Genomic DNA, 20,260 nt, shown 5'->3' on the forward strand with positions numbered 1-20,260 from the left:
GAGGCTCGGTGCTAAAAACCCCCTCCAGATAGATATAAAGGACTACAAAACAACCACACCCAGAACCAACCTCAACCCCGACATCTGTATTTAGCCGGGACCCCGACATCTGAAAATGGCTTTGACACCTGCCTCGCGGGCGATGGCGGCAAGCGAGGTGTCGAGGATGCCCTGGCGCGCGAACAACGCGAGCGCCGCGTCGATCAGACGCAAGCGTTGCTCCGCCCCGCCCACGCCGCCGCTGGGCCGGCCGGGACGGCGCGCGGCGGGCCGGCCTGGCGTGCCGCCTGCGGTGTCGAGGGTGGGTTCTGGCACTTTCATAGGCGTTTTATCGGGTAACGAAATGAATTTTGACCAACTGGAATAATTGGCCTAATATTAACCTCCAAATTAATTAATTTCAAGACAGACGCACACGATGAAACCCAGCACGAAACACCCTGTGCCCGCTACGGCGGGGGTCGGCGCTCACGCGAATGCAGCGGTGCTGGCGTCGGGCCCGGCAGCTGCCGATGCGGGCGGCCACCCGCCCATCCGGCTGCTGTTTCCGGCGCTCCTGCTCGTCATGCTGCTGGCCGCGCTCGACCAGACCATTGTCTCGACGGCGCTGCCCACCATCGTCGGCGAGCTGGGCGGGCTCGACCGGCTCTCATGGGTCGTCACGGCCTACCTGCTCACCTCGACGATCGTCGTGCCGCTCTACGGCAAGTTCGGCGACCTGTTCGGGCGCAAGATCGTGCTGCAGGCCGCCATCGTGATCTTCCTGATCGGCTCGGCGCTTTGCGGCGTGGCGCAGAACATGGAACAGCTCATCGTGCTGCGCGCCCTGCAGGGCATCGGCGGCGGCGGCCTGATGGTCGTGACGATGGCCGCCATCGGCGACGTGATCCCGCCCGCGCAACGCGGCAAGTATCAGGGCATGTTCGGCGGCGTATTCGGCATCGCCACCGTGATCGGGCCGCTGCTCGGCGGCTTTCTCGTCGAGCATCTGTCGTGGCGCTGGATTTTCTACATCAACCTGCCGCTCGGCGCGATCGCGCTCTTGGTGATCGGCGCGGTGTTCAAGCCGCGCGCCGCGCACGTGAAGCACGTGATCGACTACATGGGCGCGGGCTGGCTCGCCGCCGCCCTCACCTGCCTGATCCTCTTCACGAGCGAGGGCGGCTCGCTGCTGCCGTGGACGTCGCCCACGCTCTGGCTCACGCTGCTGCTCGGCATCGTCGCCGTGGCAGGCTTCATCCACGAGGAAAAGCACGCCGCCGAACCCATCATGCCGCTCGAACTCTTTCGCGAGCGCACCTTCGTGCTCGCGAGCCTGATCGGCTTCATCGTGGGCGTCTCGCTGTTCGGCTCGGTCACCTTCCTCCCGCTGTATCTGCAGGTGGTGAAGGGCTCGACGCCTTCGCAGGCCGGCATGCAGATGCTGCCGATGATGGGCGGCGTGCTCGTGATGTCGATCATCACGGGCCGCATCATCAGCAAGATCGGCAAGTACCGTATGTTCCCGATCGTGGGCACGGCGCTCGTGGCCGTGGCGATGATGCTGCTCGCGCGCCTGCAGATCGATACGCCGATTCACCTCATGTATCTCTATATGGGCCTGCTCGGCTGCGGCCTCGGGATGGTGATGCAGGTGCTGATTCTCGCCGTGCAGAACGCCGTGGATTTTCGCCACATGGGCGTGGCCACGTCGGGCGCGACGCTGTTCCGCTCGATCGGCGGCTCGGTGGGCGTGGCCGCGTTCGGCGCCGTGTTCTCGCATGGGCTGCACGCGCGGCTCGAAAAAGTGCTCACCGCCGACGTGGAACTGCCGCAGCCGCTCACGCCCGATGTGATCCACCATCTGCCGCCCACGCTGCACGCGCAGTACCTCGACGCGTTCGCCGGCGCGCTGCACACGGTTTATCTCTCGGCTGCGGTCGTGGTGGTGTTTTCGTTCGCGCTGTCGTGGCTCCTGCGCGACGTGCCGCTGCGCAAGCAGCATTGAACGCGGTTCGCCCGCTTTTTCCCTTCCAGCCAGCGGCTCCCCGCTGGCTTTTTTGTGCCTCGCGAACCGGCATTACGTGGGCCTATTAGGGCCCGTTCGCGCAGTCATTACATTTTCCACACATTCAATTACAGTTAGCTAAAATCGCGGGCATCGCGCGCCGGGACCCGGCGGCGCGCGTTTCAACTCTTGCGACGGCCGCATGACGGCCGCTCGCCACAAAACACACAACCAGGAGAAGACCCGCCCATGGACGTCCAGACCGCCCCAACCACGCTATCCGCGCAAGACACGAGGCGACGCGTATTCGCCATCGTCGGTGCCTCGTCGGGCAATCTCGTCGAGTGGTTCGACTTCTATATCTACTCGTTCTGCGCGCTGTATTTCGCGCCCGCGTTCTTCCCGAGCGGCAACACCACCACGCAGCTGCTCAACACCGCCGGCGTGTTCGCCGCGGGCTTCCTCATGCGCCCCATCGGCGGCTGGCTGTTCGGCCGCATCGCCGACCGCCACGGCCGCCGCACCGCGATGATGATCTCGGTGCTCATGATGTGCGGCGGCTCGCTCGTGATCGCCATGCTGCCCACCTACGCGCAGATCGGCGCGTTCGCCCCGTTCCTGCTCCTCGTTGCGCGGCTCTTCCAGGGGCTGTCGGTGGGCGGCGAGTACGGCACGAGCGCGACCTACATGAGCGAGGTCGCACTCAAGGGCCGGCGCGGCTTCTTCGCGTCGTTCCAGTACGTCACGCTGATCGGCGGCCAGCTCTGCGCGCTGCTCGTGCTCGTGGTCCTGCAGCAGACGCTTTCCACCGAAGAACTGAAGGCCTGGGGATGGCGCATCCCGTTCGTGGTCGGTGCATTCGCCGCGCTGATCTCGCTCTATCTGCGCAAATCGCTCGACGAAACCTCGACGAGCGAGTCGCGCCACAAACGCGACGCGGGCACGATTCGCGGCGTGTGGCAGCACAAGGGCGCGTTCCTCACAGTGGTGGGCTTCACGGCAGGCGGCTCGCTGATCTTCTACACGTTCACGACCTACATGCAGAAGTACCTCGTCAATACGGCCGGCATGCACGCGAAAACCGCCAGCAACGTGATGACCTGCGCGCTCTTCGTCTACATGCTGATGCAGCCGGTGTTCGGCGCGCTGTCCGACAAGATCGGCCGGCGCACGTCGATGATCCTGTTCGGCACATTCGCGGTGATCGGCACGGTGCCGCTCATGCATGCGCTCAAGGACGTGTCGAGCCCGGCGGCCGCGTTCGCGCTGATCACGGTGGCGCTGGCCATCGTCAGCTTCTACACCTCGATCAGCGGCCTCATCAAGGCCGAGATGTTCCCGCCCGAAGTGCGCGCGATGGGCGTGGGCCTTTCGTACGCGGTCGCCAACGCGCTGTTCGGCGGCTCGGCCGAATACGTCGCGCTGTGGTTCAAGTCGGCAGGCAGCGAGTCCACGTTCTACTGGTACGTGACCGCGCTGTGCGCAATTTCGCTGATCGTCTCGTGGCGCATGCGCGATCCGTCGAAGGAAGGCTATCTGCGTCACGAACCGTGATGCATGGGCGCGGCCCCTTCATGCGGGCTGCGCCACCCGCTCCATCGCACGCTGCAAAGTTTCGTAGACCTTCGGACGATTGCACTGCGAAACATTGAAGCGCAGAAAATCGCCCGCGCTGCGCGACACGCTGAACACGTTGCCCGGCGCGAGCACCACCCCTTCCACCAGCGCCTCGCGCGCGATCTGCGCGGCGTCGAGTCCATCCGGCAACTGCGCCCAGACGAATAGTCCCGCCTGCGGCCGCGTCCATGCGCTCAGGCCCAGCGCCGCGAGCCGCCGCAGCGTCTCGCCCATGGCGTCGGCGAGCTTCGCGCGCAAGCCATCCAGGTGCCGCCGATAGGTGCCGTCCACGAGGAGACGGTGCACGAGTTCCGCCACCATCTCCCCATTGCCGAACGAGACCGCGAGCTTGAGATCCACGAGCGGCTCGATCCAGTCGGCGCGTGCCGCGATGAAACCACAGCGCGCCGCCGCCGACATCGTCTTCGAAAAGCTGCCGATCGTCACGACGCGCGCGAGCCCGTCGAAGGCCGCGAGGCGAGGCGCGGGCTCGATTTCGAAGTCGGCGAAGATGTCGTCCTCGACGATCAGGAGGTCGTGTTCCTCCGCGAGCTTGAGCAGGCGATGCGCGACGGCGGGCGCAAGCGTCGCGCCCGTGGGGTTGTGGACCGCCGAGTTCGTCACATAGAGGCGCGGGCGCGATTCGGCCAGCGCGCGCTCGAACGCGGCGAGATCCGGACCCGTCGGCGTGTACGGCACGCCGACCACGCGCACCCGGTGCGCGCGCAGCAGCGCCTGGAAATTGAAGTAGCACGGATCGTCCACGAGCACGGTGTCGCCCGGCTCCAGCAGAAAGCGGCACAGCAGGTCGAGCGCCTGGGTGCCGCCGTCGGTCAGCACGATCTGCTCCGGCGCGGCCTCCACGCCGTGCTGGCCGAGCCGCCATGCCAGCTGCTGGCGCAGCGCCGGCAGGCCGAGCGGCGACGCGTAATCGGTGAGCGGCGCGCGCGGGTCGCGTGCGAGGGCGCGCAGCGCGCGCCGCACGGCGTCCTGCGGCAGCCACGAGGCGGGCAGCCAGCCGCAGCCGGGCCGCAGCGCGTCGGCCTCGGTCTGCAGCGACTGGCGCGTGAGCCAGAGCGGATCGATCTCGCGGTCGAGCTGCGGCCCGAGCGCGGCGAGCGCGAGCGGCGGCGCGTGCCCGGCCACGAAAAATCCGGCGCCGCGCCGCGCAACGAGCACGCCTTCGGCGACGAGGCGCTCGTAGGCCTCCACCACCGTCGAATTCGACACGCCAAGCTGCCCGCTCATCGCCCGGATGGACGGCACGCGCGCGCCCGCAGCCAGGGCCCGCGCGGCGATGCGCTCGCGCAGCGCCTGCATCACCTGCTCGACGCGCGTCATGGGCAAGGCTTGCGTCCTCGCTCTGTCTTTCATCTGTACTGCTCCGTGTTCAATACAGTTTGAACAAATTGTACTGATCTGTAGCTTACCTTCGCGCGGCGCGGCGCGCATCATCAGCGGATCGATCACCGCTGTTTCCTCTTGCCCAAGCCCATGCGCAAAACGCTCGACCCCACCACCGACGGCTGGCTCTGCGGCCTCGCAGGCGTGCTCATCTTCAGCGGCTCGCTGCCCGCCACGCGGCTCGCCGTGCTCGGCCTCGACCCCGTGTTCCTCACCGTCGCGCGGGCGAGCATCGCGGGCGTGCTCAGCGTGCTGCTGCTGCTTGGGCTGCGCGCTGCGCGACCCGCGCGCGCCGAAGTCTGGCCGCTCGTCATCGTCGCGCTCGGCGTGGTGGTGGGGTTTCCGCTCCTCACGGCGCTCGCGCTCCAGCACGTGAGTTCGGCGCACGCCATCGTGTTCGTCGGCCTGCTGCCGCTCGCCACGGCCGTGTTCGGCGTCCTGCGTGCGGGCGAGCGTCCGCAGCCGGCCTTCTGGCTCTTTTCCGCGGTGGGCAGCGCCGTCGTGGTGGCGTTCGCGCTGCGCCACGGCATCGACGCCTCGCCGCTCGGCGACGCGCTCATGCTCGGCGCGATCGTCGTGTGCGGGCTCGGCTATGCGGAAGGCGCGCGGCTCTCGCGGCGCCTGGGCGGCTGGCAGGTGATCTGCTGGGCGCTCGTGATCTCGCTGCCCGCGATGGCGCCGCTTGCGTGGTGGCTGCGACCCGCCTCGTTCGCCGCGGTGGGCGCGGCCTCGTGGTGGGGGTTCGCCTATGTGTCGATCTTCAGCATGCTGATCGGCTTTGTGTTCTGGTATCGCGGGCTCGCGCTCGGCGGCATTGCGGGCGTCGGGCAGTTGCAGCTGCTGCAGCCGTTCTTCGGCTTCGTGCTCGCGGCACTGCTACTGCACGAAGCCGTGCCGCCCGCGATGATCGCCGTCACCGCCGTGGTGATCGCGTGCGTGGCCGGCGCGCGGCGCTTCGGGCGCGCGGGCGGTGCTTCCGCTGTCGCGAATCGCGCGGGCGCGCAGCGCGTCTAGACCGGGCTTTTTTGGCGCGCTTCAAAAGCGCGCCCGCGCAAGGCATAGTGAGGAACGCAAACCTCCTTCTCCTTTGCCTTCGCGCTCGCTCCAACCGATGAACCCACATTCCGACCCGCACGTGCGCGACGCCACCGCCGACGACTTTCCCGCCATCACTGCGATCTACGCACACCACGTGCTGCACGGCACGGCGTCATTCGAGGAGACGCCGCCCACGCTCGACGAACTCCTGCGCCGCCACGCCGCCGTGCGCGAACACGGCCTGCCCTGGCTCGTCGCCGAGATCGACGGCCGCGTGGCGGGCTACTGCTACGCCACGCCCTACCGGCCGCGTCCCGCATACCGCTTCACGGTTGAAGATTCGATCTATGTCGACGAGGCGTTTCGCGGCCGCGGACTCGGCCACACGCTGCTCAACGCGCTGATCGAGCGCTGCGAGGCAGGCCCGTGGCGGCAGATGATCGCCGTGGTCGCCGATCCCCGCGGCGGCTCGCTCAAACTGCACGAGCGCCTGGGCTTCTCACTGACCGGCACGCTGCGCGGCGTCGGCTTCAAGCACGGCGAGTGGCGCGACACCGCGCTCATGCAACGCACGCTCGGGCCGGGCGCGGATACGCCGCCCAAGGGCTGACGCGCGACGCTCAACGGCATGGCGGCACGCCACACGCACGCCGCAAGCGAAACGCCGCTCGTACAATACGTCCTTTCGCAACGGAGCCGGACCCAGGGCTCCGCAGACAAGGACTGATTCGCCATGCAACCCCTCCTCGAACACCTGCACCCGTCCAACTGGGGCTTCCTGTGGGACGCGCTCTCCGCGCTCGCGCTGCGCTTGTGCGCGGCCTTCGCGATCCTCTGGTTCGGTTGGTGGCTCTCCCGCCGCGTGGGCAACTGGATCAAGCGGCGAGGCGGCGGCATCGACCCCACGCTGCGCCCCATCGTGCGCGACACCGCCGTGTGGGGCGTGCGCCTCGTCGCCGTGATCGGCGCGCTCTCGCAAATCGGCATCCAGACCGCCAGCATCGTCGCGGTGCTCGGCGCGGCCGGTCTCGCCATCGGTCTCGCGCTGCAAGGCACGCTGCAAAATATCGCGGCCGGCATCATGCTGTTGCTGCTGCGGCCGTTCAAGGTGGGTGACTATATCGACGGCAGCGCCGGCGCCAGCGTCGCGGGCACCGTCGAGGAAGTGAACCTCTTCACCACGCGCCTCACGAAACCGGACGGCATCTGCGAGTACGTGCCGAACAGCGCGCTGTGGAGCAATTCGATCCGCAACTACAGCCGCAATCCCACGCGCCGGCTCGACCTCGAAGTGGAAGTGTCGGTGCGCGACGACGTGAACCGCGCCATCGACGCGCTGCGCACGCTCGCCGCCGCCGATCCGCGCGTGCTGGCCTCGCCCGCGCCGCAAGTCATGGTGACGCGTTTCGACGACAGCACCGCCGTGCTCAACGTGCGCGTGTGGTCGAACATCGACACCTTCTGGGAAATGCGCTGGGAGCTGTCGCGCAAGGTGCGCCAGGTGCTCAATGACGCGAACTGCTCGCTGCCCCTGCGCACGCGCGAGCTGCACATCGTGCAGACGCAACCGGCGGAGCCTGAGCAACCGACACAACCGACGCAACACGCGCAGCAATGAGCGCGTACGCGCGCCGCCTGCGCGGCTACGCCAGAGGGCTCGTGCCGCACGGCTACCTGGCCGTGCTGCTGGTGCTCGACGGCCTGCTGCTGGTGCGCCCGGTCGCGCAGAAAGCGCTCGAACACGCGCGCGGCAACTGGTTCGACGACTGGATCACGCTCATCAACGCGTTCGGCGTGCTCGCGCTGCCCCAGGCGCTCGTTGCGACCGGCCTCACAATGATGTCGTTCGGCATCGCGCTACGGGCGCGCGTGGCGTGGGTGCTTTCACTGGTGCTGCTCGCCGGCGCGGCCAGCATCTGCCTGTGGGGCGACTATCGCAGTAACGCGCTCGCCGGCTTCTCGCTCGCCCTCGCCTGCTCGCTGATCTACTACTGGCGCCATTTCGATCGCGCGAGCGTCGCCGCGGGCTCGCTGTTCGCATTCTTGAGCATTGGCTCGTTGGTCGTCTACGCGGTGTTCGGCTCGCTGTATCTCGGCGACGACTTCGACCCGCCTATCCGCAACCTCGTCACGGCGTTCTACTTCTCGATCGTGTCGATGTCCACGGTCGGCTACGGCGATATCGTGCCGCGCTCGGACACTGCGCGGCTGTTCACGGCCTCGATCATCGTGCTCGGCATCACCGTGTTCGCGACGTCGATCAGCGCCGTAATCGGGCCCGTGATCGGCGGCCATTTGAAACGCATCGTGAAGGGAGGCATTTCCAACGTGACCCGCAAGAACCACTATCTGATCGTCGGTGCGTCGCCGCTCGCACATAGCGTGTACGCGGGGCTCCTCAAGCGCGGCTACGCGGCGACCGTGATCGTCGCGCCGAACATTCCGCACAACTATCCCCCGGAGGCCGATCTCATCGTCGGCGATGCGAGCGACACCGCGACCCTGCACAACGCGGGCGCCGAGACCGCGCTCGCCGCGCTCGCGCTGCGCTCGGACGACGCCGAGAACGCCTTCGTGATTCTCGCCATCAAGGAGATCGCACCGAAGGTGCGCACCGTGGCGCTCGTCAACGACAGCCGCAACCTGCAGCGGCTGCGTCTGTTGCAGCCGGACATGGTGTTCTCGCCGCAACTGCTCGCGGGCGAGCTGCTCGCGCGCACGCTCAACAACGAAACCATCGACAACACGCTGGTCGAGCAGCTGCTGTTCGGCAAGAGCGCGGGCGGCGCGGCGTAAGCGCCTTGTCGCCGCGTGCCATCAGTCCGGCAGCGGAAGGCGCCGGAACAGCGTGGGATAGTCGATCACGAGCCCGTCTTCGTCCACGCGCAGGTTCGCCGTGAAGTCGCGAAAGATGCCCTCGTAGCGATACTCGCGATCGCGCTCGATGCACACGTAGGCTTGCTCGACGGGCTTGGGCTCCAGCTCGGGCGCGGCGATGTACGCCACGCGGATCGGCTGGCGCTCGCCGCGCGCGAGGCCCAGACGCCGGATCGGCAGCGTGTTCGTGTACGGCGTCGCGGCGATGTCGATGTCGATGCAGCCGTCGAGCGCCTCCAGTGCGCGCCCCTCGCCGTCGGTCCAGTGGCCCTTGCCGTCGCTGTGGAGCACGAGCGAGCCGCCGCCCATCACGCGAAACGCCGCCCAGCGCACGCGCCAGTGCGCATCGCACTCGATGGCATAGCACAGGCCATAGGACTTGCCGTAGCGTTCGCCGATGACCACGCTTTCCGCGCGGATCGTGTCGCCTTTTTCGCCGAATTTCGGGCCGCAATGCGCATCGAACGCCAGATGCTCGATACCCTCGCCCGTCTCGGATGCCCAACGCACTTCACGCATCGTTCGCCTCCCATGCAAAGCTGTCGACCAGAGTTAGTGCTTTAGCACTTACTCTGGTCCCATGCAAAGCTGTCTCTGGATGACCTCGATAACTGCCTTGCGCATATCGTAACGCGGCGACGAATAGCGACTATCAACGCACGCGCATGCGCGAGGCGGTCTGCATCGCCTATGCTCGCAATCTGGCCGGCCGTGCGCCTCGCATGCGGGCCGCACCGGCCCGTACCCGCCCGCCACGCCTTCGCCATGTCCGCCCGATTTTCCGCCGCTTCCGGCGCCACTGCCCGTACCACCGACACCGCCGTCGGCGCGCCTTTGCGCAGCCTCGGCCAGATCGTGCTGCAGGCGCACGCGGGAACGGGCGCGTGCCTGCTCGCGGCGCTCGCGCTCACCGACTGGCGGCTGGCTTGCGCCGCCCTGCTCGGCGCCGCGGCGGCCAACGTCTGCGCGGTCGTGGCAGGCCACGCAGACGCGGCGATCCGCGACGGCCTCGCCGGCTACAACGGCGCGCTCGCCGCGCTCGCGGCGTTCACCTTCGTCGGCGATGCCGGCACGGCGGCCGCGCTTGCCCTCATCGCAGGCGGCGCGAGTGCGTGGATCGCCGGGCCGTTGGACCGCCGCCTCGCTCGCGCCCGGCTCGGCCTGTATTCCGTGCCCTGCCTCACCGCGACCTGGATCTGGCTGCCGCTGCACCCGGGCAGCGCTCCCGTCGCCAGCGCAATCGCCGCAGCCCCGCTGGCCCCGCACGGCACACCGCTCGCTGCTGCCGCACACGCCGCCGCCGGCGTGCTGAGCGGCCTCGCGCAGACCACCTTTGCCTCGGGCGCGGCGGCGGGCCTATGCGTGCTCGCGGGCCTCGCCTGGTCGTCGCCGCGCGCAGCCGCCTATGCATTCGGCGGCGCGGCGCTCGCGAGCGCGCTCGAACTCGCATGCGGTGCGAGCCCGGACGCCTTCGGCGCGGGCCTCGCGGGCTTCAACGGCGCGCTTGCCGCGCTCGCGGTCTGCGCGCTCGGCACACGCGCCGCGATCTGTGCGACCATGCTCGCCGCGGCCCTGCATCTGGCCGCCGCGCGCTGCGGACTGCCCGCGCTGACGGCGCCGTTCGTGCTGGCAAGCTGGAGCGTGCACGCGGCGGCGCGACGCCTGCGCCCTGCGTCATCCATGCCGTCTGAAGAGTCCATCGTCCGCTGAAGGAATCGCCATGTCTTTCGCCCATCGCCCGACGAGCACCTGCGCCGAGACCGCGCCGCGCTCCGCCGCCGAGCAGCAACTGCGCGTCGATCTCGCCGCCGCCTACCGCCTCATCGCACTCAACGGCTGGGACGACCTCATCTACACGCACGTCTCCGCCGCTGTGCCGGACGAGGCGGGCCGCTTCCTCATCAACCCGTTCGGCCTCGCCTTCGACGAAGTGCGCGCCTCGAATCTCGTGAAGATCGACACCGAAGGCCGCATCGTCGGCGCAAGCGAGCATCCCGTGAACGCCACCGGCTTCGCGCTGCACGCGGCCGTGCATCTCGCGCGGCCCGACGCCGTGTGCGTGATGCATCTGCACAATACGGCGGGCATCGCCGTGTCGCTCCAGCGCGACGGCCTCCTGCCCGCCTCGCAGCACGCGCTGCGTTTTTACGGCCAGCTCGCCTGGCACGACTATGAAGGCCTCGCCTTCACGCCCGCCGAAGGCACGCGCCTCACGGCCAATCTCGGCGCTCACCCGGCCATGCTGCTGCGCAATCACGGCACGCTCACCACCGGCCGCACGGTGGCCGAAGCCTACGTGCTGATGGCGACGCTCATCAAGGCCTGCGAAATCCAGCTGCAGGCTCAGGCCGGCGGCGTGCCGCTCGTCGTGCCGCCGCCTGGGGTGGCCGAACGCACGGCCGAGCAGTTGCGCGACGGCGGCGCGATCGAAGGCGTGCTCGAATGGCCCGCGCTGCTGCGCAAGCTCGATCGCATCGATTCGTCATACCGCGACTGATCGCGCCCAATCCATCGTATCGCTCACTTTTCAAGGAGACCCGCATGCCGACATTCCACATCGAAATGTTCGAAGGCCGCAGCGTCGAACAAAAACGCCAGCTCGCCGCCGCCCTGACCGAGACCACGTGCAAGGTGCTCGGCGTCGAGCCGCAATCCGTCGACATCATCTTTCACGACGTGAAGCCGGAAAACTGGGCGACGGCCGGCAAGCTGTGGAGCGATCCGCGCTAAAGCCGCCATTTCCATCGCATTCCTGATCTTTTCCGCCTGGCGACGCACGCCCCGCTCGTGCCGCCAGGCGCGCCTGAATTCTCCCCCCGCACGATTCCTGACCCCGCACGCGGAGGCACATTGCCGCACCCCATGCGGCAGCGCGGTGTATTGACGCAGCGCGACGCTCTTCGCCCATCCTCGCTGCGCAACGAGTGTTTAGTCTAAATTGATCTGTATCAATGCGTTAGCGCATGTTTTCGTCTCATTGATATTGACGACTGCGACACGCTGGCGCACGTCGCAGCGCAGCAAAACCTTCGCCGTTCCCCTACGCTTACGTCCATTGCACGAGAAGCGCAGCGCCCCCTGCCTCGCCGTGCGACGTCTCTTCCGCGCTTTTCCCGGTAAGCAAGCATCAGGCACGTACATGCACACGTCAATTTCCGCCTTCGACCTGGCCCGGCTGCAGTTCGCCTTCACCGTCTCGTTTCACATCGTCTTTCCGGCGCTCTCCATCGGCCTCGCGAGTTTCATTGCCGTGCTCGAAGCCTGCTGGCTCAAAACGCGCCAACCGTTCTACAAGGACCTCTGCCTGTTCTGGTCGAAGGTCTTCGCCGTGGCCTTCGGCATGGGCGTCGTGTCCGGCGTCGTCATGAGCTACGAATTCGGCACCAACTGGTCCGGCTTCTCGTCGTTCGCGGGTCCCATCACCGGACCGCTGCTGATGTACGAAGTCATGACCGCGTTCTTTCTCGAAGCGGGCTTCCTCGGCATCATGCTGTTCGGCTGGAACCGCGTGAGCCCGCGCGCCCACTTCGGCGCGACGCTGATGGTCGCCATCGGCACGCTCATCTCCACGTTCTGGATCCTCGCCTCGAATAGCTGGATGCAGACGCCGCAAGGCTTCAAGATCGTCGATGGCCACGTCGTGCCGGTGGACTGGTTCAAGATCATCTTCAATCCGTCCTTCCCGTACCGTCTCGCGCACATGGCGATCGCCGCGTTCATCGTGGCCGCGCTCGTGGTAGCCGCGAGCGGCGCGTGGCATCTGCTCAAGGGGCGGCGCGACCCCGCCATCAAGAAGATGCTCTCGATGGCGCTCGGCCTGCTGCTCGTGCTCGCGCCGGTGCAGGCCTTCGTCGGCGACGCACACGGCCTGAACACGCGCGAATATCAGCCCGCCAAGATCGCCGCGATCGAAGGCATCTGGGACACCGAACAAGGCGGCACCGCGCTCAACCTGTTCGGCATTCCCGACATGCAGGCCGAGACGACGCACTACGCCGTTTCCGTTCCGCACCTGGGCAGCCTGATCCTCACGCATAGCTGGGACGGCGAGATCAAGGGACTCAAGTCTTTCCCTGCCGACGAGCGGCCCAACTCGCCGCTGCTGTTCTGGAGCTTCCGCGTCATGGTCGGCTTAGGCATCCTGATGATTGTGCTCGGCGTGACCGGCTGGGTGCTGCGCCGCCGCGGCACGCTCTACGAATCGCGCGGTTTCCAGCGCTTCGTGCTCGCCATGGGACCGACGGGCTTCATCACGCTGCTCGCGGGCTGGGTGACGACAGAAGCCGGCCGTCAGCCCTGGGTGGTCTATGGCGTGATGCGCACGGCACAGGCGGTGTCGCCGCTCACGGCGCAACAGGTGGGCATTTCGCTGATGGCGTTCGTGGCCGTGTACTTCCTCGTGTTCGGCACGGGCATTTACTACCTGCTCAGGCTTCTGCGCAAAGGTCCCGCGCTGCCCGACTCGAGGCCACATACACCGCATGAGCCACGTGAGCCGCGCGTAGCCCACCCTGCGTTCGCTGCGAGCCAGACCGCGCGCCGCCCCATGTCCGCCGCCGATCAGCTGATCGACGCCTGAGGCTCCCCGCATTCATCGTTACGAGGCTAGCAAGAAAATGGATGTCACCGTCATCTGGGCCGCGATCATCGCGCTCGGCGTTCTTCTCTACGTGGTGCTGGACGGCTTCGATCTCGGCATCGGCATCGTGTTCCCGCTCTTTCCCGACGAGGAAGAGCGCGATCTCATGATGAACACGGTCGCCCCCGTGTGGGACGGCAACGAGACCTGGCTCGTGCTCGGCGGGGCGGGGCTCTTCGCCGTGTTCCCCGTGGTGTACTCGACCGTGCTCTCCGCGCTCTACCTGCCGCTCGTGTTCATGCTCGCGTGCCTGATCTTCCGCGGCGTGTCGTTCGAGATTCGCGCCAAGGCCAATCGCACGAAGCACTTGTGGGACCTCGCGTTCATCGGCGGCTCGACCGGCGCCGCGTTCTTCCAGGGCATCGCGCTCGGCGCATTCCTGCAAGGCATTCCGATGGACGGCGGCCAGTTCGCCGGCGACGCCTTCGGCTGGCTCACGCCCTTCAGCCTGCTCTCGGGCTTCGGGCTCGTCGCGACCTATGCGCTGCTCGGCTGCTGCTGGCTCGTCGCGAAGACCGAGGGCGACCTGCAGCGCCGCCTGCGCAAGCTCGTCTGGCCGCTCACGGTCATGCTGCTCGGCTTCATCGCGCTCGTGAGCCTGTGGACGCCGCTACAGGACCCGGCCATCGCCGAACGCTGGTTCCGTTCGGGCCTCTTCTGGCGTCTCGCGCCGGTGCCGCTGCTCGTGCTCGCCTGCGCCGCGTGGATGCGCTGGGCCGTGCATGCACGCCATCACAAGACGCCCTTCATCGCGGCCATCGGACTCGTGCTGCTCGGCTACGCGGGCCTGCTCGTGAGCCTGTGGCCGTACGCGATTCCGAAGGGCCTCACGCTGTGGGAAGCGGCGGCGCCGCGCGAGAGCCAGATGTTCACGCTCGCGGGCGCAGCATTCATTCTGCCGATCATCCTCGCGTACACGATGCTCAGCTACTGGGTCTTTAGAGGCAAGGTGCGTCATGGCGACACCCATCACTACCATTAAAACTGCACGTCGGGCGCTGCCTGGCTGGCTCTGGTTCGTACTCCTATGGTGTGCGGGCGTCGGCGCAGCCGTCTCGCTCGGGTTCGCATTCAAGGTCTTCATGAACCTCACGCTGTTCGCCGTGAAGTGAATGGCAGCGAGCGGATTCGCACGAGCGCGCTCGATTTCACGGCGCCGCGTTAGACTGTAGGCTCTCTGTCACCCGGGCGAAAACCTCATGCAACAGATGACCTTCATGGAATGCGTCAAGCGCGCATGGGCGAGCGCCTGGCAGGCCGCCGTGCAAATGCCGCTTCTCCTTGCGGGGACGTTTGTGATCTACGCCGCGCTCGGCTGGTTCGGGCTCGCCGGGCGCCCCGTGCCGGCCGAAGGCGCAACGCCTTCCGCCGGACTCATTGCGCTCGGCAATCTCGCCTCGCTCCTGAATTCGCTTGTCTACCTGTGGTTCACGCTCAAGATTTCGCGCTTCGTGCTGCTAGGCGAGCGTAGCGCGCCGCTCATGCCGGCCGGAGCCAGGCCGTTCCTGCGCATTTTCGCGGTCGGTCTCATCCTGGCGGTCGCGCTCGGCGCATTCGCGCTCTTGCTGTGGGTCGTGCTGCGGCCTCAGTACCAGGGCGGCGCGGCGTTCCTCTTTCTGGTGGTCATCGCGATCTGGATGTTCGTGGCGGTGCGCCTCTCGTTGCTCTTTCCGGCGCTCGCAGTCGGCAGCCCGATCGCCTTCGGCGCCGCCTGGCGCGACAGCCGCGGACACTTCTGGAGCCTCCTGGGCGTCATCTTCGTCGCCGCGCTGCCCATTGCGGTGTGCGGCCTGATCGTGCTGATCGGCATGGGCCTCGCGGGCGTCACGCCTGAAATCGTGCGGCAACCGGGGTGGCTCACCGCGCTCGCCATTGGCCAGAGCATCGGCAATATCGTGTTTGCGCTGCTCACCACCACGGCACTCGCCTGGCTTTATCGCCGTTACGCGCAAGACCTGACTTCGCCGTCCACGACTTAATCTCGCACTACCAGATGCCCGGCACGAAGCGATAACGCACGCGCGCCAGATACTCGCGGTAGCCGGGCAGACTCTCCGCCAGCGTTTGCTCTTCGCGCACCGCGCGATAGCCGATCCCCACGACCATGAAGGGCACGCACGCAAGCCCCCACCACGAACCGAGCATGAGCGGCGTGCCGACGAGAAAGAGCAGCGCGAAGCCATACATCGGATGACGCACGTAGGCATACGGGCCGGTGTCGCTGACCGTATGCCCGCGTTCGCTCTGAATCTTCACCACGGGCGCCGCAAAGCGGTTCGCGGCGAAGACGGCACGCGTGGCGTAGATATCGACGAAGATGAAGATGGCGCCGAGCACACTGAGCCACAGCGGCACGCTCGACCAGCCCATGCGCACGGCGTCGATGCCCATCAGGCAGAGCCACGCGCAAAAACCCACCGAGACGCACAGCATGAACACACGGTCCCACAGCTGCTGCGTGCGTTGCGCGAACGGCGCGAGCCGCTCGACCAGCAGGCCAGGATCTTCGCGCCCGAGCCACAGGCCGATCCACACGCCGCACAACGCCCACTCGATGAGCCACAGCCACGCCGCCGTCCACGCCAGCGTGCCCGCCGAAACGAACAACAGCACGCCCATCAATCCGAACCAGACGACGACTTGCACGAACAGCTTCGCCATCAGCGCTTTCGTCATTTTCAGCTCAGTCATGATGCCCTCCTTGCGCGCGGGCGCCGCGTCGCGTCGGACGCTGACTCGCGCCTACCGTTGCGCGTTGTGTGACGTCATGCGCGCATAGAGCGCGTCGGCGTCGATACGCTGCGCTTCTTCGCCACGCGCGAGATCGATGCCGAAGCGTTCACGCAGACACTGCGCGAGTTCCGCTCCATTTGCGAGCGTACGCTCCTCGCTCACCTGGCCTTGCGCGTCGCGCTCGGTAAAACGCTCGTTGAACAGGATCGCGCGGCCGCCTTCGCGTGCAATGCACGCGATCAGGCTGAACGTGAAGAACGACTCGGGCGACGCCGACGTGTACCAGTTCGCCATTTCGTAATCGACCCACTCGGCGGGCGTCAATTCAAAACGATAGAGATCGAACCACTTCTCGCCATCGTGCAATTGCAGCTTGCGCTCGTTCGCCGACAACGTCACGAGCCGCGCCGGTTCGTGCGGCGTCGGCTGTTCCGCCTCCGTCGAGAATGAGAGCGGCGCACACAGCGTCGCGGCACCGAAGCCTCCGTCGACGAGCCACGTATCGCGCTCCGCCTCCACGCGCAGCAGCATATGCGTGCGCGGCGTGCGCGCGTCGGGTTCGCGCCCGTACAGCACGCGTGCGGCGAGCGGCGTCACCGTAAAGCCCAGTTGCATGAGCACATGCGCGAGCAAGGTGTTGTGCTCGAAGCAGTAGCCGCCGCGTCGCTGCTTCACGAGCTTCGCGACGATGTCCGGCAGCTTGATCGACACGCGCCGCCCCGCCAGCGGATCGAGATTCTCGAAAGGAATCGCAAGCGGGTGCAGACACTGCAGTTCGCGCAGCACGGCGAGGGTCGCGACACGCGGACCGTCGTAGCCGATGCGGGCGAAGTACGCGTCGAGATCGAGTTCGTAGCCTGGGGAAATGTCGGTCATGGAGCCAGCTTGTTTGAAGTTTGAGCGGCGAAACGTGGGTTCACATAGATGATGATAAGCGACTTCATTCCCCTGATTATTCATCCAAAGCTAACAACCTGTAATGCGCAAATACGCGAATGAAAGCACTTCGCAAGGATGCCCGTGGTCCGGCGTAAAGCAAGCGTAAAACAGTTGCGAATCATTCTCGTTTTTGTTGACGCTCGCATTCTCCGTTAGTACGATGGCGCCGTCTGGAGATGTCGGGTATTCAGCGATTTGCGAATAACAAATGCCAGAGCGACACATCACGCAAACATTTCAATAAGTAAGGAATACGATGGAATTGACCCGATCAGTCCACGTTACTTCGTCGGCCTGCTCGCGCCGTTCGGTGCGCCATCGTCCGGCGCCCCGGCGTGCGCCAGCGTTGCGCGCCATCGCAGCGCTCGCTGCCAGCGCGACGTTTGCTTGCGGCGCGGCTCACGCGCAAAGCAATGCGACCCCCGACGCCGCGCCGGAAGCACCGGAAGCCGACCTCGCGATCCAGGCGCAGCCGTCGAATTTCTGGACCGGCTTCTGGACGCGCCAGACCATGCTCGGCGACATGGGCGGACTGCGGCCGTGGCTCGGCAAATACGGCGTGACCTTCCAGCTCACGGAGACGAGCGAGTACCTCGCGAACCTGCGCGGCGGCCTCAAGACCGGCGGCGCGTACGACGGCCTCACGACGGCGACCGTGCAGGTCGACACGAGCAAGGCGCTCGGCATTCCGGGCGGTCTGTTCAACGTGAGCGGCCTGCAGATTCACGGCACCAACCTGAGCACGTCGAACCTCGGCACGCTGAATACCGCGAGCGGCATCGAAGCGACGCCGACCACGCGCCTCTGGGAGTTGTGGTACCAGCAATCGTTCCTCGACAAGCGCCTCGACGTGAAGATCGGTCAGCAGAGTCTCGACCAGGAATTCATCACGAGCCAGTACGCGGCGCTCTTCATCAACACGATGTTCGGCTGGCCCGCGCTGCCTTCGTACGACATGCCCTCGGGCGGCCCGGCCTATCCCCTCGCCGGTCTCGGCGTGCGCGTGCGCGGTCAGATCACGCCTTCGCTCACCGCGCTCGCCGGCGTGTTCGCAGGCGACCCGCTCGGCAACGATCCAAACAACCTTAGTGGTACGAACTTCAATCTGCACAACGGCACGTTGTGGATCGGCGAACTGCAGTACGCCATCAACCAGCCGTCCGAAGGCGAACTCGTGAGCGCCGACAATCACGGCCTGCCGGGCACCTACAAGATTGGCTTCTGGTACAACAACAACCCGTTCGACGACCAGCGTTACGACAACACCGGCCTGTCGCTCGCGAATCCGGCCTCGACCGGGATTCCGGCGACGCATCGGGGCAACTACAGCATCTACGCGGTGGCCGACCAGATGATCTGGCGTCCCGACCCGGACGAAGCGCGCAGCATCGGTGTATTCGCGCGCGTGATGGGCGCGCCCGGCGATCGCAATCTCGTGAGCCTCGCGGCCAACCTCGGCATCGTCATGAAGGCGCCGTTCAAGGCTCGCGACAACGACAGCGTGGGCCTTGCCGCCACCTACATCAAGGTCGGCAACAACGTGCACAACCTCGACCTCGACCAGCAGATCTTCACCGGCGGTCCTTACGGCGTGCGCACGCAGGAAACCGCGCTCGAAGCCACCTATCAGTATCAGGTCACGCCGTGGTGGATTCTCCAGGCCGACGCGCAATACACGTTCAACGCGGGCGCCGGCCAGAATCCGCAGGATCCGACCGCGCCGCTGCGCAATACGTTCGTGATTGGCGTGCGGACCAACATCACGTTCTAGGCCCACGAAAGCGCACCCGCCCCATGTTCAACCCCAAGTCCTCGCGTGTTCCGGCCGGCGTGCGCGCCGGCCGCGCGAGGCACGGAGATTCAGTATGAAACACGCTACGCGCACACTCCTGCAATGCACGGCCCACGCGGTCCGCTCCGCGCTCGCGCTTGCCGCCGCGGCGGCGCTCGCCGGCGCGCCGCTCGCCGCTCACGCCGAACCGCAGGGCCTGCTCGAGACCGTCAAGCACCACACCACGCTCATCAACACCGTGCCCGACAACGGCGACCAGAACCCGTATGCGATCTTCGTCGCGCCGGTCTCCTCCGGCACCGTGAAAGAAGGCGACGTGCTGGTCGACAACTTCAACAATGCGGCCAACCTGCAGGGCACCGGCAGCACGATCGTCGACTACCACCCCGACACGAAGCAGATGACGCTGTTCGCGACGATTCCGCGCGATCTCAAGGAGTGCCCGGGCGGCGTCGGCCTTTCAACCGCGATGACGATGCTCAAGTCGGGCTGGGTCATCGTGGGCAGCACGCCGAGCAACGACGGCACCACCGGCACCAAGGGCGCGGGCTGCATGATCGTGCTCGACAGCAGCGGCAAGATCAACAAGGTCATCAGCAGTCCCAATATCAATGACCCGTGGGGCAACATGGCCGTGGTCGACAACGGCGACCACGCCACACTGTTCGTGAGCAATGCGGGCTTCGGCGTGGGCGGCGCGGACGGCAATCCGCCCGTGTTCAAGCAGGCCACGGTGCTGCGCCTCGACTTCGACGTCCCGAGCGGCCAGGCGCCGGTCCTGAAGCACGAAACCGTGGTCGCGAGCGGCTTCGGCGCGCAGGCGGACAAGGGCGTGTTCCTCGTCGGCCCGACCGGCCTCGCGCTTTCGGCGGACAACAAGCTGCTCTACGTGTCCGACGCGATCGGCAACCGCATCAACGTGATCGAAGATCCGCTCACGCGCGACACGAGCGCGGGCGTGGGCCGCCAGCTCACCGCCGACGGCCTGCTGCACCGTCCGCTCGCCATGATCGTCACGCCGCAGGGCCACCTGCTCGTCACGAATGCCTTGAACGGCCAGGTCGTCGAGATCGACCCGGCCGCTGCAAAGCAGCTGTACGCACGCTGGATCGATACCGACAAGGCGCAGACGCCTCCGGGCAACGGCGACCTGTTCGGCATCGCGCTGACCCCGGCAGGCGACGGCTTCTACTACGTCGAAGACGACGTAAACACTCTCGTGCTGGCTAAATAA

Annotated in this window: 18 protein-coding genes and 1 pseudogene; 14 read left to right on the forward strand and 5 right to left on the reverse strand. The window is 66.6% G+C overall.

All coding sequences use genetic code 11. From position 1 onward, the window contains the following. Positions 1-126 precede the first annotated feature (126 nt). A pseudogene (locus tag AB4Y44_RS33720) lies at positions 127-267 on the reverse strand (TetR family transcriptional regulator); the annotation flags it as partial. Positions 268-418: 151 nt separating this feature from the next. Here AB4Y44_RS33720 and AB4Y44_RS33725 point away from each other — a divergent pair. Next, positions 419-1,987, forward strand: a complete 1,569-nt coding sequence (locus AB4Y44_RS33725) for an MDR family MFS transporter (RefSeq protein ID WP_368701946.1) — start codon at positions 419-421, stop codon at positions 1,985-1,987. A 249-nt stretch (positions 1,988-2,236) separates the two neighbouring features. Beyond that, positions 2,237-3,541 carry an MFS family transporter gene (locus tag AB4Y44_RS33730; RefSeq protein WP_368701947.1) on the forward strand — a complete coding sequence of 435 codons (1,305 nt, stop codon included), beginning with the start codon at positions 2,237-2,239 and terminating at the stop codon, positions 3,539-3,541. Between the two features lie 18 nt (positions 3,542-3,559). On the opposite strand, the gene AB4Y44_RS33735 is transcribed toward AB4Y44_RS33730, so the two are convergent. Beyond that, positions 3,560-4,978, reverse strand: a complete 1,419-nt coding sequence (locus AB4Y44_RS33735) for a PLP-dependent aminotransferase family protein (RefSeq protein WP_342922511.1) — start codon at positions 4,976-4,978, stop codon at positions 3,560-3,562. A gap of 120 nt (positions 4,979-5,098) precedes the next feature. Here AB4Y44_RS33735 and AB4Y44_RS33740 point away from each other — a divergent pair, with 120 nt between their 5' ends. From AB4Y44_RS33740 to kch, 4 genes are all read left to right on the forward strand, one after another. Beyond that, positions 5,099-6,022 carry a DMT family transporter gene (locus AB4Y44_RS33740; protein ID WP_368701948.1) on the forward strand — a complete coding sequence of 308 codons (924 nt, stop codon included), beginning with the start codon at positions 5,099-5,101 and terminating at the stop codon, positions 6,020-6,022. Positions 6,023-6,119: 97 nt separating this feature from the next. After that, positions 6,120-6,656 (forward strand): N-acetyltransferase family protein, encoded by a 537-nt coding sequence (locus AB4Y44_RS33745; RefSeq protein ID WP_368701949.1) that lies wholly within the window; start codon positions 6,120-6,122, stop codon positions 6,654-6,656. Positions 6,657-6,779: 123 nt separating this feature from the next. Further along, entirely contained in the window at positions 6,780-7,664 is an 885-nt protein-coding gene (locus AB4Y44_RS33750) for a mechanosensitive ion channel family protein (protein ID WP_342922508.1), read from the forward strand. Then, positions 7,661-8,842 carry a voltage-gated potassium channel protein gene (gene kch, locus AB4Y44_RS33755; protein WP_342922507.1) on the forward strand — a complete coding sequence of 394 codons (1,182 nt, stop codon included), beginning with the start codon at positions 7,661-7,663 and terminating at the stop codon, positions 8,840-8,842. Before AB4Y44_RS33750 ends, kch begins: the two co-directional genes overlap by 4 nt. Before the next feature lie 21 nt (positions 8,843-8,863). On the opposite strand, the gene AB4Y44_RS33760 is transcribed toward kch, so the two are convergent. Beyond that, positions 8,864-9,442, reverse strand: a complete 579-nt coding sequence (locus tag AB4Y44_RS33760) for a putative glycolipid-binding domain-containing protein (RefSeq protein ID WP_342922506.1) — start codon at positions 9,440-9,442, stop codon at positions 8,864-8,866. Between the two features lie 171 nt (positions 9,443-9,613). Here AB4Y44_RS33760 and AB4Y44_RS33765 point away from each other — a divergent pair, with 171 nt between their 5' ends. From AB4Y44_RS33765 to AB4Y44_RS33790, 6 genes are all read left to right on the forward strand, one after another. Beyond that, positions 9,614-10,633 (forward strand): urea transporter, encoded by a 1,020-nt coding sequence (locus tag AB4Y44_RS33765; protein WP_342922505.1) that lies wholly within the window; start codon positions 9,614-9,616, stop codon positions 10,631-10,633. A gap of 10 nt (positions 10,634-10,643) precedes the next feature. Continuing rightward, positions 10,644-11,420 (forward strand): class II aldolase/adducin family protein, encoded by a 777-nt coding sequence (locus AB4Y44_RS33770; RefSeq protein ID WP_342922504.1) that lies wholly within the window; start codon positions 10,644-10,646, stop codon positions 11,418-11,420. Continuing rightward, the gene (locus AB4Y44_RS33775) at positions 11,366-11,653 is read left to right on the forward strand and encodes a 4-oxalocrotonate tautomerase (RefSeq protein ID WP_342922503.1); all 288 of its coding nucleotides are present in this window, start codon (positions 11,366-11,368) and stop codon (positions 11,651-11,653) included. The genes AB4Y44_RS33770 and AB4Y44_RS33775 overlap by 55 nt, the downstream gene beginning before the upstream one ends. Before the next feature lie 409 nt (positions 11,654-12,062). Beyond that, positions 12,063-13,502 carry a cytochrome ubiquinol oxidase subunit I gene (locus tag AB4Y44_RS33780; protein ID WP_342922502.1) on the forward strand — a complete coding sequence of 480 codons (1,440 nt, stop codon included), beginning with the start codon at positions 12,063-12,065 and terminating at the stop codon, positions 13,500-13,502. 37 nt (positions 13,503-13,539) lie between these two features. Beyond that, on the forward strand, positions 13,540-14,544 hold the full coding sequence (gene cydB, locus AB4Y44_RS33785; protein WP_368701950.1) for a cytochrome d ubiquinol oxidase subunit II: 1,005 nt from the start codon (positions 13,540-13,542) through the stop codon (positions 14,542-14,544). A gap of 217 nt (positions 14,545-14,761) precedes the next feature. Further along, a complete protein-coding gene (locus tag AB4Y44_RS33790; protein ID WP_342922499.1) occupies positions 14,762-15,541 on the forward strand; it encodes a hypothetical protein in 780 nt (259 codons plus the stop codon). Positions 15,542-15,548: 7 nt separating this feature from the next. Here AB4Y44_RS33790 and AB4Y44_RS33795 read toward each other — a convergent pair whose 3' ends face one another. Together AB4Y44_RS33795 and AB4Y44_RS33800 are read right to left on the reverse strand one after the other, a co-directional pair. Continuing rightward, a complete protein-coding gene (locus AB4Y44_RS33795; RefSeq protein ID WP_368701962.1) occupies positions 15,549-16,226 on the reverse strand; it encodes an isoprenylcysteine carboxylmethyltransferase family protein in 678 nt (225 codons plus the stop codon). 78 nt (positions 16,227-16,304) lie between these two features. Continuing rightward, positions 16,305-17,171: an arylamine N-acetyltransferase gene (locus AB4Y44_RS33800; protein WP_342922498.1), complete on the reverse strand. Its 867-nt coding sequence runs from the start codon at positions 17,169-17,171 to the stop codon at positions 16,305-16,307. 319 nt (positions 17,172-17,490) lie between these two features. Here AB4Y44_RS33800 and AB4Y44_RS33805 point away from each other — a divergent pair, with 319 nt between their 5' ends. Further along, complete coding sequence (locus tag AB4Y44_RS33805) at positions 17,491-19,005, forward strand: carbohydrate porin (protein ID WP_368701951.1); 1,515 nt, start codon at positions 17,491-17,493, stop codon at positions 19,003-19,005. 94 nt (positions 19,006-19,099) lie between these two features. Then, positions 19,100-20,260 carry a hypothetical protein gene (locus AB4Y44_RS33810; RefSeq protein ID WP_368701952.1) on the forward strand — a complete coding sequence of 387 codons (1,161 nt, stop codon included), beginning with the start codon at positions 19,100-19,102 and terminating at the stop codon, positions 20,258-20,260.

The sequence above is a fragment of the Paraburkholderia sp. BR10937 genome (genome assembly GCF_040965695.1).
GTDB lineage: Bacteria > Pseudomonadota > Gammaproteobacteria > Burkholderiales > Burkholderiaceae > Paraburkholderia.